Here is a 15,101-nt window from a genome sequence, read left to right as displayed (position 1 = left end):
GTGTGTGTGTCGGTTCGGGCCCTACCGTCCCGGGCGCCGCATCCGCGGGTCCAGGTACCACCGTGCCGCGCCCACCCAGTCGCCGCGGGCGTCGGGATGTACGTTGCGCAGCCGCTCGTGCACCCCCTCCAGACGCCGCGTGAAGAACAGGAAGGTGAACGGCTGGTCGTGCGAGATCTTGCGCTGATACTCGATCCACAGCGGCCTGGCCGCCGCGCGGTCGGCGATCTTGGGCAGCGTGTCCAGGTAGCGGTCGGTCTGCGGGTCGCAGTACCCCACCCACTGGAACGGCTCCTTCATCTTCCTGCACGAGAACAGGTCCGAGTCGTCGATACGGAACTCGGTCACCCACCCCACCACCGCGGCGTCGTAGTCGCGCGGCTCGCGCTGCAGCCGGTCGAGCAGCGACCCCCACTCCGCGAGGCGAGGCTGCACCGCGATCCCCACCGCCTTCAGCTGCGACTGCACGATCTCGGTGATGTCCTGCCGCTCGCGGTTGCCGCTGTTGGTATAGAGCGTGAAGGAGAACGGCTTCCCGTCCTTGTCCAGGATCCCGTCGCCGTTCGTGTCGCGCCATCCCGCCTCGGCGAGCAGGCGCTTCGCCCCCTCGGGGTCGTACTTCAGGTCCGCCCCCGCCTGGGGATCGTAGTTCCAGTAGAACGGGGGGACGGTGCTGTTGGCCAGCTGCCCGTATCCCCGGCGCACCCCCTGCACGATCGACTCGCGGTCGATGGCCATGGTCAGCGCGCGGCGGACGTTCACGTCCCTGAACAGCGGCTTGCGCTCGTTCCAAGAGATCACCGCGAACTGCCGGTCGGGGAAGGTGGCCAGGCGCGTGTTGGGGTTCTGCTCGATCTGCCCCGCCTGGTCGCTCGTGGGGGCGATGTAGTAGTCGATGTTCCCGTTCAGCAGCTCGGTGAGCAGCGTGGTGGGCTCGGGGATCGGGCGGAAGACGATGCGGTCGGCATACGGGCGCCCGCCCAGCTCGGCCGGCCAGCGGTCGTTGGCCTCGAACACCCAGCTCTGCCCCTCGGTGTGCGAGACGAACCGGAAGGGCCCGTTGCCGACGACGGCGCGGGTGGAGAAGGGCTGGTTGCGCATCTGCGCCGGCGCGACCCCCTTCAGGATGTGCTGCGGCGCCGGGGCGAACGAGCGCCACGGGTCCATGAAGTCGGCGTGCGGGGTCATCTTCACCTTGAAGGTGAACGAGTCCGGCACCGTCGCGTCGCCGTAGTGCGTCCAGAACGCCAGGTTGGGGAAGCCGGTGTCGGGGTTGCGGGCCAGGTCGTACGAGAACTTCACGTCGTACGCGGTGGTCTTCACCCCGTCCTGCCAGTAGATGTCGTTGCGCAGGTGGAAGGTGAGCTCGGTGGTGTCGGCGTTCACCTCCCAGCTCCGCGCCAGGTACGGCACCGGCTCCAGCTTCTCGTTGTAGGTGATGAGCGGGGTGAAGAGCACGAACTGCCGGACGTTGTCCGACGTCTGGTCGGTGGCCGTCAGCGGGTTCATGTCGGGGATCTCGCCGATCGCGGCCACCACGATGGTTCCCCCGCGGCGCTGGGCCTCGGGGACCTGCGCGTCGCGGTCCGCGGCGCCGCCTTTCGCCGCGCCGCTGCCCGCGTCCTGGCCACCCCCGCCGCACGCCGCCAGCAGCCCCACCGCCAGCGCGCCGGCGGCGCGCCTGTACACGTTCATCGGCATCGAAGTCTTTCCCTGCCTCGGTCCGTCCCGCGCCCTTGAGGGGGGACGGGCCCCGCACGGGGCCCGAACGTGCTACTTGCCTTTCCTGCTTGGAGTTCCGGGCATCAGCGGCGGCGGTCGGCGGGGATCCACCAGTCCTTCACGTTGGCCAGCTTGCTGCGCGCGTCCATGGTCACCCCCTGCACCCGCGGCCCCACTCCGGCCATGTCCTCGCTCCAGAACAGGAACGTCAGCGGCTGGTCCTGCTGGATGAGCTGGAAATACTGCTGCCAGGTCTGCTTCGCCTGCGCCGGGTCGGTCGACCTCAGCCCCCGCTCCATCAGCGCGTCCGCCTGCGGGTTGCAGTAGCCGGTGCGGTTGCTGGAGTTGGGCACCCGCGCCTGCGCGCAGGAGAAGAGCGGCGTGGGGTCCACCTTGAAGGTGTCGAGCGACCAGTTGGCGATCACCGCGTCGTAGTCGCGCGCCTTGTACTGGCGCAGCATGGTCTGGAACTCCTGCGCGCGCACCTCCACCTGCGCGCCCACCGCCTTCATCGCCTGCTGGATCACCTGCGCCATGTCCTGGTGCAGCCGGTTGGCGCTGTTCACCATCAGCACGAAGCGCAGCGGCTTCCCGTCCTTCTCCACGATCCCGTCGCCGTTCGTGTCGTGCCACCCGGCCTGTGCCAGCGCGGCCTTCGCCTGGTTGGGGTCGAACGGGAGTGCGGGGATCTCGCTGTACATGGGGCTCCACGAGGGCACCATCCCCACCGCGGGGACCGCGAAGCCGCGCATCAGCCCCTTGATGATGCTGGCGCGGTCGATCGCCATCCCCATGGCCCTGCGCACCGCGGGGTCGTTGAAGGGCGCGCGGGTGCCGTTCCACGCCACGTAGGTGAACTCGCGCGAGGGGAAGTGCTTCAGCGTGAGCCCCTGCTGCCCCTGCACCTGCACCGCCTGGTCGGGCTGCAGCGTCCACCCGATGACGTCGCTGTTCCCGTTCACCAGCTCGGTGACCATGGTGGTCGGCTCGGGGATGATGCGGAAGATGACGCGGTCCAGCTTCGGCCTGCCGCCCAGCGCCGCCGGGAAGGCGGGATTGGCCTCGAGCGTGAGCGTCTCGTTGGCCTTCCACGCGCCGAACTTGAAGGGTCCGCTCCCCACCGGCGCCCGGTTGTAGGCAGCCTGACCCAGTTGCGCCGGGGGGATGTCCTTCAACAGATGCTTCGGCACCGGCGCCCACCAGAAGTCGTCCAGCGCCTGGGCGTGCGGGGCGGTGAAGGTGAAGCGGACGGTGTAGGGGTCGACCACGGTCGCGCTCTTCACCAGCCCGAGGTACGCGGAGCCGATGAGCGAGGCGGTGGTGGTGTCCTTGGCCAGGTCGAAGGTGAACTTCACGTCCTCGGCGGTCACCGGCTGGCCGTCGTGCCACTTCACGTCGTTGCGGAGGTGGAAGACGACCGCGGTGTCGCTGAGCTCCCAGCTCTGCGCCAGCCAGGGCTGCGGGGCCAGCTTCGCGTCGTACTGGATGAGCGGCGTGAACAGCATGAAGCGGATCACGTCGTCGGTGGTGGAGTGCGTGTTCACCACCGGGTTGAAGGCCTGGAAGTCGCTGGTGACGGCGACCACGGCCATCCCCCCGGTCTGCGGCGGGCCGGCGTTCTCCCCCGCCTTTCCTCCACCCGCGTCGCCCCCGCCGCCGCAACCGGCCAGCAGCAGCGCGGCCGCGACGCACCTCCACGCATTCCGTGCGGGCATCTCCGCTCCCCCGTCCCGTTCCCGTTCGTCCGGCGGCACCGATGCCGCCCGTGCAAGCGGCGCCTACTGATGCCAAGTCCATGCCGCACCCGCGTACCGCCGGGCGGCGTCCTCCGCGCGGACGCGCTCGCCGCCGGTCAGCGCGCTCGCGGCGAGCTCACCGCCGAACGTCTCCGTCCACCCCGCCGCGAGCGCCGCGGTGAGCTCATCCCAGTCCGGAACTCGCCCCAGCACCTCCGCGAGCGTCGCCGGCGGCCCCGCGTCGTCGCGGTCGGCCGTGTCGAGCAGCAGGGTGGCGACGGTGGACTGGTCGTCTTCGATGGGAAGCGAGCCGTGCTGCAGGATCACCGTTCCCAGCCGCCGCTGCGCGCTGCCGACCAGCTTCCGCCCGGCGGCCACCACCTCGCCCTCCACCGGCTGGTCGAAGCAAGGCGCCAGCGAGGGAGCGGGCGCGCGCTCGGCCGTGACGGGCTGTAGCGCGGCGGCCACTCCCAGGCGGCGCAGCCCGGCGACCAGCGCGCGGTTGATGGCGTGGTAGGCGCGCTTCGGCCCGCCCAGCAGCGCCTCGGGCGCGGCGACGGAGTAGGTCAGCTCGCGGTCGTGCAGCACCGCGCGGCCGCCGGTGGGCCGCCGCACCACGTCGATCCCCCGTACGGCGAGCGCGTCCAGGTCGTAGCGGCCGCGCGCCGGCTGGTTGCGCCCCAGCGACAGGCAGGCGGGCGACCAGCGGTAGAAGCGCAGCACCGGCGCGCCTCCCTCGGCCACCGAGTGCGCCAGCGCCTCGTCGACCGCCATGTTCCACGCGCCGGCCGCAGGCGGGGTGTCGAGCAGCCGCCACCGCACGGCGGGAGCGTCGCTTCCATGGGGGTGCATGGAGTGCGAGGATAGACCTCGTGCGAGGCAGAGTCAAGGATCGGCGTCGCAAAACATGCGGATCGGGATCGCCCCCCCGCCGGCAACGCGAAACGCGCCGCCATCCCCGCGGGGGGACGGCGGCGCGTTTTCGGCAGATGGGTCGCGCTCGTGACCGGGACGGCTCAGCGCGCGGGGGACTCGGCCGCGGCGGGCTTCGCGTGGGACGCGCCGCGCACCTTCGGCTGCGAGAACCACATGCGCACGGCGATCAGCGCGAGAAAGATGGCGAACGCGCGCCTGAGCGCCATCGTCGACATCGTCAGCGAGAGCCGCGCGCCGAACCCCGCGCCGACGAACAGCCCGAGCGAGATCAGCAGCGCGGCGGTGACGTTCAGGTTCCCCGTCTTGTAGTACTCCCACGCGCCCAGCGCGCCGACCGGCAGGAGCAGCGCGGCGAGCGACGTTCCCGTGGCGGTCTGCGGCTGCATCCGCGCCAGGAAGATGAGCGCCGGCACGATCACCACCCCGCCCCCGATGCCGAACAGCCCGGAGAGCACGCCCGCTCCCAGCCCGATCGCCAGGAAGATCATCCACCCCATCTCAATCCCCCGATCGTGCCGTCTTGCGGCGCGCCGGGCGCTCGGCCGCGGTGGACTTCCGCGGGCGCCCGCCCTTTTTCCCGTTTTCGCGCGCCGCGGCGGCCTTGGCCTCGCTCTTCGCGCTCCCCAGCCATTTGGCGTACCACTCCTTTACGTTCAGCAGGTAGTACAGCAGCCCGGGAACGGAGATGTCGGCGTTGAGCTCTTCCCAACGGAGAGCTTCACCATGCCAGAAGGCGGGGTCGACCTCAGCGAGCTGCTCGGGGCTGGCTTCCTCGATGCCCTGCCCGAAGTGCTGCGGAAAGCCGAAGACGCAGCCGTTCTTCAACTCGAACATCACCAGCTTGCGCTCGGCATCGTACCACGCCTTCACCGCGCGCGGCTCGACGCGGTCCTCGTGTTCGCCGCGAGCCGTTGCCTCCTCGTACTGCGCGAGGATCTCTTCGTCAGTGAGATGCCACCCCATTCGTCTTCTTCCGCTTCTGGTCGAACGCCACCCAGGACGCGAGAAGCTGGTCCTGGTGTGTCTGCACGAGCCTTACCGCCCGGAGCATGTCCGGGCGCTTCATCCCGCAGTTTTTTCGCACGTTGCCGCTCCCGATGTTCACGATTACATAGGCTCCCGAGTACGCCACGTGGACGTGGGGCGGGTCATGCTCGGCCGCGTAGAATCCAAACGAAAAGCCGTCTACTCGCAGGATTACAGGCATGGGAGTATGCAACCGAACTGTTGGGTTTGTCAACCGCGGACGGCGCGGTGGCGGAGGCCCAACAATCTGCGTCGGCTGCAATCCGAACGGAAGTGACAGCGGTGGCGGCTTTCACGCGGGTTCTTTACGTCACCGGTAACCCGCTGCCTGCAGGGCGAAGAGCTCGGCGTAGCGGCCGCCCAGCGCCACCAGCTCCTCGTGCGTGCCGCGCTCCACCACGCGGCCGTGCTCCAGCACCAGGATGCGGTCGGCCATGCGCACCGTGCTGAAGCGGTGGGAGATGAGGATGGCCATCTTCCCCTCGGTCAGCTCGGAGAAGCGGTTGAACACCTCGAACTCGGCGCGGGCGTCGAGGGCGGCGGTGGGCTCGTCCAGGATCAGCAGCTGCGCGTCGCGCATGTAGGCGCGGCCGAGCGCCACCTTCTGCCACTGCCCGCCGGAAAGGTCCACGCCGCCCTCGAAGCGGCGGCCCAGCATGGTCTGGTAGCGCAGCGGCAGGTCCTCGATCACGTCGGCCGCCAGCGAGCGCCGCGCCGCCTCCTCGATGCGCTCGCGCACGCGGCCGCCGTCGCGCTCCAGCGCGGCGATGCGGCCCACGGCAATGTTCTCCTCGGCCACCATGTCGTAGCGCACGAAGTCCTGGAAGATGACGCCCACCTGGTCGTGCAGCTCGCGGGGGTCGTACGCCGCCAGCGGGCGCCCGTCGAGCAGGATCTCGCCGCGCGTGGGGTCGTACAGGCGGGTGAGGAGCTTGGTGAGCGTCGTCTTCCCGGCGCCGTTCTCCCCGACGAGCGCCAGCCGCTCCCTTGGCGCCACGCGGAAGCTGATTCCCCGCAGCACCCACGACGGATCGTCCTCCGGCGGCGGCTCCTGAGCGGCGCCATCTCCATCGCTCCCGTTCATCTCCGCGGCCCTGGCGGGGTAGCGGAACCACACGTCGCGGAACTCGAATCCCTGGCGGATGGGGCGCGGGAAGGGGAGCGCGTCGGCCGGGCGGGCGATGGTGGGGCGCATCCCGAAGAAGACGAACAGGTCGTCCAGATACAGCGCCTGCTCGTAGAGGTCGCTGAAGGACAGGAGCATGCGCTGGATGACGTCGCGCGAGCGCGAGAACGAGCCGGAAAGCAGCGTCAATTCGCCCAGGGTGATGCGGCGCTGGATGGTGCGGACGACGATGGCCGCGTACGCCGCGTAGTAGCCCAGCGTGGAGACGAGCGAAAGCCCGGTGCTGGCCAAGTTGCGGCGGATGGCCAGCCTGCGGTTGGCCTCGTAGAAGCGGTCGGAAAGGTCGCGGTACTGCTCGATCAGCCAGCCGCTGAGGCCGAAGAGCTTCACCTCCTTGGCGGTGCTGTCGGTGGCCGCCACGAAGCGGTAGTAGTCCAGCTTGCGGCGCTCGGGCGTCCACTGGTACAGCAGCGAGTAGCCCAGCGCGGCGAAGTGCGTCTCGCCCAGGAACGACGGGAGCACGGCGATGATGAGCAGCCCGAACAGGAGGGGGGAGAAGGCCAGCAGCGTGCCGGTGAGCGTGAGCAGCGTTACCGCGTCCTGCGCCAGGCTCAGGAGCTGGTTCAGCAGGGCGATGCGGCCCACTGTCTGCCGGCGCGCGCGCTCCAGCCGGTCGTAGAAGTCGGGATCCTCGAAGTGCTGCAGGTCCAGCTCGGCGGCGTGCTCCATCAGCCGCACGCTCAGGCGGTTGCTGAACAGGTCGCCGAGCAGCGACTCCAGCAGCGTGCCGGTGCGCGCGGCGACCTCGCCCAGCGCGACGATGCCGAACTCCAGCCCCAGCAGCGTGGCCACGTGCCCCCACTGCGGCTGTCCGATGCGCGTCGCGGCCACCACGGTGTCGACGATCAGCTTGCCCACCCAGAGCGTGGCGATGGGAACGAAGGCGCGCAGCAGCCGCAGCGCGCAGATCCCCACCACCATCCCCCGGTGCGTGCGCCACACCATCCGCAGGAACGGCGGAAGGTTGCGGGTGACCCGCAGGCGCTCGCGCCAGGTGGGCCCCTTCTCCATCGGCGAGCGGGGGCGCCGGCCGCGCATCATTCTCTCTGCCATGGCATGAGAGTAACCCTGCGCCCGGCGCCGCGCACATCGGCGGAGCGAGGTCGGCCATCAACTCTGGCTCGAAGTTCGTACCTCTGTATACCTTTCTTCTTCAATCCCGGCTTAAGAGGAGTCTGGCGGTATGACGTTTCCGAAAGATGACGGGCCCTCTCGCGGCGAATTGATCCTCTACCAGACCGAGGACGGCAGGAGTCGCGTCGAGTGTCACCTGGATGGCGAGTCATTGTGGCTGAGCCAGGCCGCCATGGCCGAGTTGCACCAGACCTCGCCACAAAACATAAACATCCACTTGAGAAGCCTGTATGCCGCCGGTGAAATCGTCGAATCGGCAACTCGTAAGGAATACTTACAAGTTCAATTCGAGGGGACCCGGCAGGTTACCCGGACCATCAAGCACTACAACCTGGATGCTATCCTGGCGGTGGGATCCGCGTACGCTCGTCGCGGGATGTCCAGTTCCGCCGGTGGGCCACGGAACGACTGCGCGAATATCTGGTGAAGGGCTTCACCATGGACGACGAGCGGTTGAAGAATCCGCCCGTTGAAGGATTTGCGACACTCGACTACTTCGACGAGCTACTCGATCGCATTCGCGACATACGCGCGAGCGAGCGCAGGCTGTACCTGCGGGTCCGAGACATCTTCGCGCTGGCTGCCGACTACGAACCCTCACGACCCGAAACCACGCAGTTCTTTCAGGTGATCCAGAACAAGCTCCACTAGGCGGCAACGGGCAAGACGGCGGCGGAGCTGATCGCGGAACGAGCCGACCACACGCAGCCCAACATGGGGCTCACGACATGGAAGGGCGACGTCTTACGCAAGGCTGACGTAACGGTCGCCAAGAACTATCTGGACGAAGATGAGATCGGCGAGTTGAACCGCATCGTGGTGATGTGGCTCGACTTTGCCGAGGACCAGGCACGGCGGCGGCGCCAGGTTTTCCTGCGCGACTGGGAAACGCGGCTGGACGATTTTCTCCGGTTCAACGACCGTGACGTGCTTGAGAACGCAGGAGCAGTGAGCAAAGCCGAAGCGGACGAGCGTGCGGCGAGGGAATACGAAGAATCCGCCGCAAAACGGCGTTTGCTGCTGGAGGACGAGGGTGCGCGCGCGAATATCGCCGCGCTCGAAGGCGTTTCGAAGCGTGCAAGGCGACGGCGACCGGACGTGTAGGGTCACAGGAGCAGAGGGGGCAAGCAGGCACGGGATGGCGCGAGCCTGGTCGCGGGATGGGCGGCCCCGGGAGAGAAACGGGGATGTGGCAGGGCATCCCCGCACTGGAACAAACCGGCGGCGCGCGGTAGTATTGCGGGATCTCCATCTACAGACCCCATCTCCGGTCCCGATGCTGAACGCTCTTCCGAAGGAGGCGGAGGCGGTCGACCTTCGCCTGCTGGACGCGCTGATCCACGAGGTCGAGACCGTGTTCCGCGGCAAGCGCGAGACGGTGCGCCTGTCGCTGGCGGCGCTGCTGGCGCGCGGGCACCTCCTGTTCGAGGACATCCCCGGCGTGGGGAAGACGACGCTGGCACGCGCGCTGACCGCCGCGCTGGGGCTGGAGTTCCGCCGCGTGCAGTTCACCAGCGACCTGCTGCCGTCGGACGTGCTGGGCGTGTCGATCTACAACCCGCGCACGCACGAGTTCGAGACGCGCCCCGGGCCCATCTTCACCCACGTGGTGCTGGCGGACGAGATCAACCGCGCGCCGCCGCGCACGCAGAGCGGACTGCTCGAGGCCATGCAGGAGGGGCGCGTGACCATCGACGAGCGGAGCTACGACCTTCCCCGCCCGTTCCTGGTGATGGCCACGCAGAACCCGCTGGAGCAGCACGGCACCTATCCCCTTCCCGAGAGCCAGCTCGACCGCTTCCTGATGCGGATCTCCATCGGCTATCCGGATGCGGACGAGGAGCGGAGCGTGCTGCTGCAGTCGGTGGGCATCGATGATCCCGTGGAGCGGGTGCGGCCCGTTCTGGACGCGGGGATGGTGCTGGCGCTGCAGGCGCGGGTGGAGCGGGTGCACGCCGACGCCAGCATCGTGGACGACCTGATGGCCATCGTGCACGCCACCCGCGCCGAGCCGCGGCTGCGCGCGGGCGCCAGCACCCGCGCGGCCATCGGCCTGTTCCGCGCGGCGCGCGGCTACGCGCTGGTGGACGGACGCGACTTCCTGGCGCCCGACGACGTGCGGCGGCTGGTGGTGCCCTGCCTGGCGCACCGCCTCCTTCCCGTCGGCGCGTCGAGCCCCACGGGCGAGGCGTACGACGAGGCGGTGGCGGTGCTGGAGGCGATCATGGACGCGCTGCCGGTTCCGCTGTAGCGGGCTCGCCGCGCCAGGAGGTGGGCGGCAGCAGGTCCTCCATTTCCCGCGGGCCGCGGTACCAGGCGCGAGGGCCGCGCGCGCCGACCTTTCCTTCCAGCACGTAGCCGCCGCGCGACCGGTCGAACACGAAGCGCGACAGCTGCGTTCCGCCGCCGCCGACGTACAGCGTGCTGGCCTGCACCAGGATGGCGGGCGGGCGAGTGGAATCCTCGCGCACGATCCAGAACGCGGCTGCTGCCGGCTGGTTGCTCCGAAAGAGCGCATAGCTCTCGGCGCCGTCGCGTACCACCACCCGCCACTCGGGTGGATCGATGTCCCAGTCCACGTGGCCGTGTTCGTCCAGCCCCACGTCGGCGCTCAACTCCACCCGCTCGGCCACACCGTCGCCGTCCACGTCCACGGTGATGCTGTCGAACACGGTGAAATAGCCGTCGGGGAGCCGGGTCGCGCGGACGACGGAGTCGGCGAGAGGAGACGCAGCGGCGGGGGGAGACGGTGCGCGGTCCGGCGCGCCGCCGACTTCGGGAACGCGTGCGCAGGCGGCGAGCACCGCGAAGGCGATCAGGGGGACGGGTCGCATCATGGCTCCAGGAATGAAGAATGGGGATGGAGATGCCGAACGGATGGATTCCAGCGCGGGCGCCGACCGACGACGCGAGCGGCCGAACGGTGCACCCGGCGACCGCATAGTAGAGATCTGATGGAGTCTCTCACCAGTGCCTCGTCGCGACAGCGCTTCTCGCGCCAGGCGGAGAGCATCCGCCGGTGGTTCCGGCCGCCGCGGCGGCTGCGCTTTTCGCGCGCGGGCGGGGTGTTCACCTGCGGCACGCTGCTGCTGGGCTTCGCGGCCGTCGGCACCGGCAACAACCTGCTCTACCTCGTCCTCGGGGCGATGCTCGGCTTCATCACCCTGAGCGGGTGGCTGAGCGAGCAGATGATCCGCCGCGTGGAGGTGCGCCGCCGGCCGCCGCGCGGGCTCACCGCCGGGCACCCCGCGCGCATCGCCTACGAGGTGCGCAACGACAAGCGGCGCCTCCCCTCGCTCGCGGTCGAAGTCGGGGAAGCCGCGCTCCCCGGGCGCGCTTGGGTGCCGTCGGTGGAGCCGGGGGCCACGGCGGTCGCGCGCGCGGAAGTCGTCTTCACCACGCGCGGCGTGTTCCCGCTGGAGACGGTGACGCTGGCGACGTCGTTCCCCTTCGGGCTGTTCCGCAAGGAGCGCGACGTGGAGATCCCCGGCGAGGCCGTGGTCTGGCCGCGCCACGACCTGCCCGTGCGCGAGCCGCGCCCCGCGGGCGAGCGGGTGCGCCGCGCGGGCGAGAGCTTCGCCGGGGCGGCGGGGGCGCGCGGCGAGTACCGCGGGCTGCGCCCCTATCGCGCCGGCGACGACCCGCGCGACGTGCACTGGCGGACGACGGCGCGGCGTGGCGAGCCGGTGATCCGCGAGTACGAGCGCGACCGCTCGCGCGCGCTCTGGATCTGCCTGGACCTGCGCGCCGAGCCGGGCGGGCTGGCCGAAAGCGCGGTGGAGATCGCCGCCTCGCTGGCGGGCGCGGCGTCGCGCCGTGGCGAGCCGTTCGCGCTGGCGACGGCGGATGCGCGCGTGAGCCCGGGGACCGGCGCGGCGCAGCTGGAGCGCGTGCTGGACGCGCTGGCCCGCGCCCGCATCCGCGCGGACGCGCCCGCGCCGAACCCGCCCGTCCCCGCGGGCGAATGCGTGCTGGTGACCGCGCGGGCGGGCGGCCGCGGGCGCTGGGGCGACGTGTACGCGGCCGAGCGGGAGGGGCGGTGAAGCTGGCGCGGCTGCACCGGCGGCTGGTGAGCGCCATGGCGCTGGCCTCGCTCGCGGCGTACGCGGCGGGCGGCAGCGTCACCCTTTCCGTCGCGGCGGCGGCCGCGGCGCTGGCCATCTCGTTCGCGTGGCTGCCGGGACCGCGCGCCGGCGCGTGGATCGAGCGGGCCACGCGCGCTGGCATCCTGCTCCTCTTCGCTTGGCTCGTCTACGGCGCCTTCGTGCTGCGGCTGGACTTCATGCCGGGCGTCATCGCCATGCTGCTGTTCCTGATCGGCGGCGAGGCGCTGCGGCCGCTGGAGGCGCACAACGACATGCGCCTGTACTCGCTCACCTTCGCCCTGCTGATCGCCGCGACCGCGTACTACCCGGGGCTGGGTTTCGGCGCGGGGTTCGTGGCCTACGTGGCGCTTTCGGTGCTGGCGATGATGGTGGGCCACCTCCGCCGCGAGTCCGAGCGCTTCCGCGGCGGCGCGCCGGTGCGGGTGGGACGCGGCTTCCTGTGGACCACCGCGGCGCTCTCGGGGGTTACGCTGGCGATGAGCGCCTCGGTGTTCGTCCTCTTCCCCCGCCTGCCGCGCACCTGGAACGTGCAGGGGCGGCGCGGCGCGGGCGCGGGGGAGATGGCGGGCTTCAGCGACCGCGTCTCCATCGGCGAGTTCGGCGGCCGCATCGCCAGCAACCCCGAGGTGATGTTCCGCGTGGAGTTCCCCGACCGACCGCCGGCCGACGCCGGAGGGATCCACTGGCGCGGCCGCTCCTTCAACGCCTTCGACGGGAACACCTGGTCGCGCTCCGCCGGCTTCTTCGCGTCGGACATGCCGCCGATGGAGTACGCGCGGCGCTGGGGCGGGCCGTTCCGGCGGATGCGCATCTTCGGCGGGCCGCCGGGCGCCGACGTCCTTTTCGGGCCCCAGCCGGTCCTGGGCGTCGCCCCGCGCTCGGCCATCCACGTCTACCGCGGCGGGGCGAACGACGTCTTCTTCTCCGGCTCCGACAACCCCGTCTACACCGTCACCACCACCGCCGCGCGGCCCACGGACGAGGAGCTGCGGATGGCGACGGAGCCCGACGGGCCGATGCTGCGCCCGTATCTCCAGCTTCCCGCGCTCGATCCGCGCGTCCGGCGGCTGGCGGACTCGCTGGCGGCGGGGCGGACGGCGCGCATCGACCAGGTGCGCGCGATCGAAGCGTGGCTGCACGACACCTTCCGCTACACGCTCGACCTGCCCTCGTCCGCGTCGGACGCGTCGATCGAGGGCTTCCTCTTCCGGCGGCGGGCCGGGCACTGCGAGTACTTCTCCACCGCGCTGGCGGTGCTGCTGCGGACGCGCGGGATCCCCGCGCGCAACGTGAACGGCTTCCTGGGCGGCGAGTGGAACCAGAACGGGCGCTACCTTGCGGTCACCGGAAACCACGCGCACTCGTGGGTGGAGGTCTGGTTCCCGGAGTGGGGATGGGTGCCGTTCGACGCCACCCCGCCGGACCGCGGCGAGCTGGTGGCGCGGGGAACGGAGGGGTCGTGGCTGTGGCCCGCGCGGCTGTGGATGGACGGGATGGAGTACCGCTGGTACAAGTGGGTGATCGACTACAACATGGAGCGCCAGATTTCCGTCTTCCGCGGCATCGGGTCCATGTTCTCGCGCGACGACCGCCCGGCCACCGCCCCCGGGCGCCGTGCGCCGATCCGGATCTCCGGACGGTGGGTGCTGGTGATCGCGGGCGCGGGCGTGCTCGTCCTCCTGCTGCGCGCCCGGGGCCGGCGCCGCCGCCGCCTCGCGCCCGAGTCGCGCACCTATCTGGCCCTGCGCCGGGCGTACGCGCGGGCGGGGTGGATCGGGGAGACGGGAGATGGGCCGCTCGCCTTCGCCCGGACGCTGGCGCGCGAGGAGGCGCCGGGCGCGGACGATGCCGCCCGCGCGGTGGACCTGTATCTCCGCGCCCGCTTCGGCGAGCAGGCGGACGACACCGCGCGCGCCGAGCTCGCCGCCTCCGCCGCCCGCGCGAAATCCGCCGTCCGCCGCGCCGGCAAGCGCCGCAAGCCGGCGGGAGTGTGAGAATTACGCTCGATCGGCCGGTTTCATGATGGAACGTCGTCCATCACGAAGAACCCAGGTGCCTCCGCCGGAGCGGGAGCACCCGGGTTTCGCGTACGAGGTAGAGGAAGGGCCTGGGCTGCGTCTGCGCGAGACGCTTCAGCGCGGGCCAGTGCCGCACCACCGTCGAGATGATCTTGCAGGAGCCCTGGATGGTGTCGTTCAGAAAGAACGTGCCCATCCCCAGCTGGGCGATCACCGCGCGCTCGTGCGGCCGCTTCAGGATCTTACGGTCGGACCCCAGATAGCACCAGCCGCGCTCGCCCGCGTGCCTGAGCACGGCCTCGTCCGGCGTTCCGCGGTCCAGCACATCGCAGACGTGGAACGCGTTCTCCCCCAACTCCTGGCGCAGTGCGCGCGCCAGGCGCTGGGGCATGTTCTCGTCGAAGAGCAGGACTACGCCGCCTTCAGCCACCGGTGGAACCGGAGCGCGTCTTCGACCTGCGCGGGCTTCAGCTCGTAGAGCCACGCCACGCGTTCCAGCGCCATCTTGCCGTGCGTGGCCCGCTCCGCGGTGAAAGCGTCGCAGAGCGTCCCCGTGCGGATGCCCGTGTCCTCGATCACCGGCGCGCCGAAGCCGATGCGCGGGTCGACCACGACGCCGCCGCGGCGTCCCATCGGCCACCAGCGCGACGCCACGTCGTCGGTGCCGAACTCGAGCTGGTCCAGGTACGGCTTCACGAGCTGCGGGATGGCGTGCTGCCCATGCCCGCGCAGCTCGATCAGCGCCTCCGTCCCGTCCGCCTCCTCGACGGCGGCGTACAGGAAGCTGCCAGGGTCGAGGTACACCTGCCGCAGCGCGAACGGATGGTCGGTCGCGAACAGCCGCGCGGCGACACTCGCCGCCTCCCTGATCGTGCTCCAGCCCACCCGCGCGTCATGGAACGCGCGGACGTACAGCAGCTCGACCAGTTCCACGAAGGTGAGCGTCCGCTCGCCCTCGACCACCGGCAGCTCGGTGCGGATGAGCGGAGGATGGCCGGTCTTTCCGCCCGTGCGCTGCCGCGTGTACCCGAAGGCCCAGCGGCGCACCGTCTCCGGCTTCTCGTGCAGGAGCGCCGCGGCTTCGGGCGGCGTGTAGATCCCCGTGTTGAACCGCATCATCCACCTCCCCGCATCCTGTCCGCCGCTGCGATTTCGATGCGGGAAAGGTAAACGGATCCGCGTCCGTGCACAATGTCCACCAGTGGCCGCTTTCACGCGCGACTACGCCGCCAGCGGC

At 70.5% G+C, this 15,101-nt stretch carries 13 protein-coding genes and 1 pseudogene; 4 read left to right on the top strand and 10 right to left on the bottom strand.

The window, feature by feature from the left end; genetic code table 11:
• Positions 1–21 precede the first annotated feature (21 nt).
• The 7 genes from VLK66_RS27130 to VLK66_RS27100 all read right to left on the bottom strand — a co-directional run bounded on the left by VLK66_RS27130 (position 22) and on the right by VLK66_RS27100 (position 7,659).
• Positions 22–1,701 carry an ABC transporter substrate-binding protein gene (locus VLK66_RS27130; RefSeq protein ID WP_325312649.1) on the bottom strand — a complete coding sequence of 560 codons (1,680 nt, stop codon included), beginning with the start codon at positions 1,699–1,701 and terminating at the stop codon, positions 22–24.
• 104 nt (positions 1,702–1,805) lie between these two features.
• A complete protein-coding gene (locus tag VLK66_RS27125; protein ID WP_325312648.1) occupies positions 1,806–3,437 on the bottom strand; it encodes an ABC transporter substrate-binding protein in 1,632 nt (543 codons plus the stop codon).
• Positions 3,438–3,500: 63 nt separating this feature from the next.
• Positions 3,501–4,310, bottom strand: a complete 810-nt coding sequence (locus tag VLK66_RS27120) for a lipoate--protein ligase family protein (RefSeq protein ID WP_325312647.1) — start codon at positions 4,308–4,310, stop codon at positions 3,501–3,503.
• Between the two features lie 164 nt (positions 4,311–4,474).
• Entirely contained in the window at positions 4,475–4,882 is a 408-nt protein-coding gene (locus tag VLK66_RS27115) for a sulfite exporter TauE/SafE family protein (RefSeq protein WP_325312646.1), read from the bottom strand.
• Between the two features lie 10 nt (positions 4,883–4,892).
• Complete coding sequence (locus VLK66_RS27110; RefSeq protein WP_325312645.1) at positions 4,893–5,357, bottom strand: DUF2442 domain-containing protein; 465 nt, start codon at positions 5,355–5,357, stop codon at positions 4,893–4,895.
• Positions 5,338–5,601, bottom strand: a complete 264-nt coding sequence (locus VLK66_RS27105) for a DUF4160 domain-containing protein (protein ID WP_325312644.1) — start codon at positions 5,599–5,601, stop codon at positions 5,338–5,340. The genes VLK66_RS27110 and VLK66_RS27105 overlap by 20 nt, the downstream gene beginning before the upstream one ends.
• 129 nt (positions 5,602–5,730) lie before the next feature.
• On the bottom strand, positions 5,731–7,659 hold the full coding sequence (locus VLK66_RS27100) for an ABC transporter ATP-binding protein (RefSeq protein WP_325312643.1): 1,929 nt from the start codon (positions 7,657–7,659) through the stop codon (positions 5,731–5,733).
• A 130-nt stretch (positions 7,660–7,789) separates the two neighbouring features.
• Between VLK66_RS27100 and VLK66_RS27090 the strand changes: the two are divergent.
• Both VLK66_RS27090 and VLK66_RS27085 read left to right on the top strand, forming a co-directional pair.
• Positions 7,790–8,844: pseudogene (locus VLK66_RS27090) on the top strand (virulence RhuM family protein).
• Between the two features lie 172 nt (positions 8,845–9,016).
• The gene (locus VLK66_RS27085) at positions 9,017–9,991 is read left to right on the top strand and encodes a MoxR family ATPase (RefSeq protein WP_325312641.1); all 975 of its coding nucleotides are present in this window, start codon (positions 9,017–9,019) and stop codon (positions 9,989–9,991) included.
• Here VLK66_RS27085 and VLK66_RS27080 read toward each other — a convergent pair.
• Positions 9,963–10,574, bottom strand: coding sequence for a hypothetical protein (locus VLK66_RS27080; protein ID WP_325312640.1), 612 nt, complete (start codon positions 10,572–10,574; stop codon positions 9,963–9,965). The genes VLK66_RS27085 and VLK66_RS27080 overlap by 29 nt on opposite strands.
• A 120-nt stretch (positions 10,575–10,694) precedes the next feature.
• Between VLK66_RS27080 and VLK66_RS27075 the strand changes: the two genes are divergently transcribed.
• Positions 10,695–11,783 (top strand): DUF58 domain-containing protein, encoded by a 1,089-nt coding sequence (locus VLK66_RS27075; protein ID WP_325312639.1) that lies wholly within the window; start codon positions 10,695–10,697, stop codon positions 11,781–11,783.
• Positions 11,780–13,840 carry a DUF3488 and transglutaminase-like domain-containing protein gene (locus tag VLK66_RS27070; RefSeq protein ID WP_325312638.1) on the top strand — a complete coding sequence of 687 codons (2,061 nt, stop codon included), beginning with the start codon at positions 11,780–11,782 and terminating at the stop codon, positions 13,838–13,840. The genes VLK66_RS27075 and VLK66_RS27070 overlap by 4 nt, the downstream gene beginning before the upstream one ends.
• 43 nt (positions 13,841–13,883) lie before the next feature.
• Here VLK66_RS27070 and VLK66_RS27065 read toward each other — a convergent pair whose 3' ends face one another.
• Both VLK66_RS27065 and VLK66_RS27060 read right to left on the bottom strand, forming a co-directional pair.
• Positions 13,884–14,294: a DUF5615 family PIN-like protein gene (locus tag VLK66_RS27065; protein ID WP_325312637.1), complete on the bottom strand. Its 411-nt coding sequence runs from the start codon at positions 14,292–14,294 to the stop codon at positions 13,884–13,886.
• Positions 14,276–14,983, bottom strand: coding sequence for a hypothetical protein (locus VLK66_RS27060; RefSeq protein ID WP_325312636.1), 708 nt, complete (start codon positions 14,981–14,983; stop codon positions 14,276–14,278). The genes VLK66_RS27065 and VLK66_RS27060 overlap by 19 nt, the downstream gene beginning before the upstream one ends.
• Positions 14,984–15,101: the final 118 nt, after the last annotated feature.

Origin of the sequence: Longimicrobium sp. (assembly GCF_035474595.1) — a bacterium.
In the GTDB taxonomy this organism is placed as follows: Bacteria; Gemmatimonadota; Gemmatimonadetes; order Longimicrobiales; family Longimicrobiaceae; genus Longimicrobium.
This window is presented reverse-complemented; position numbering and strand designations above follow the sequence as displayed.

Coding starts and splice junctions, on each gene's coding strand:
- VLK66_RS27105 (WP_325312644.1), bottom strand. CDS start 5,601: ATGCCTGTAATCCTGCGAGTAGACGGCTTTTCGTTTGGATTCTACGCG.
- VLK66_RS27125 (WP_325312648.1), bottom strand. CDS start 3,437: ATGCCCGCACGGAATGCGTGGAGGTGCGTCGCGGCCGCGCTGCTGCTG.
- VLK66_RS27060 (WP_325312636.1), bottom strand. CDS start 14,983: ATGATGCGGTTCAACACGGGGATCTACACGCCGCCCGAAGCCGCGGCG.
- VLK66_RS27110 (WP_325312645.1), bottom strand. CDS start 5,357: ATGGGGTGGCATCTCACTGACGAAGAGATCCTCGCGCAGTACGAGGAG.
- VLK66_RS27080 (WP_325312640.1), bottom strand. CDS start 10,574: ATGCGACCCGTCCCCCTGATCGCCTTCGCGGTGCTCGCCGCCTGCGCA.
- VLK66_RS27075 (WP_325312639.1), top strand. CDS start 10,695: ATGGAGTCTCTCACCAGTGCCTCGTCGCGACAGCGCTTCTCGCGCCAG.
- VLK66_RS27130 (WP_325312649.1), bottom strand. CDS start 1,701: ATGCCGATGAACGTGTACAGGCGCGCCGCCGGCGCGCTGGCGGTGGGG.
- VLK66_RS27085 (WP_325312641.1), top strand. CDS start 9,017: ATGCTGAACGCTCTTCCGAAGGAGGCGGAGGCGGTCGACCTTCGCCTG.
- VLK66_RS27120 (WP_325312647.1), bottom strand. CDS start 4,310: ATGCACCCCCATGGAAGCGACGCTCCCGCCGTGCGGTGGCGGCTGCTC.
- VLK66_RS27100 (WP_325312643.1), bottom strand. CDS start 7,659: ATGGCAGAGAGAATGATGCGCGGCCGGCGCCCCCGCTCGCCGATGGAG.
- VLK66_RS27115 (WP_325312646.1), bottom strand. CDS start 4,882: ATGATCTTCCTGGCGATCGGGCTGGGAGCGGGCGTGCTCTCCGGGCTG.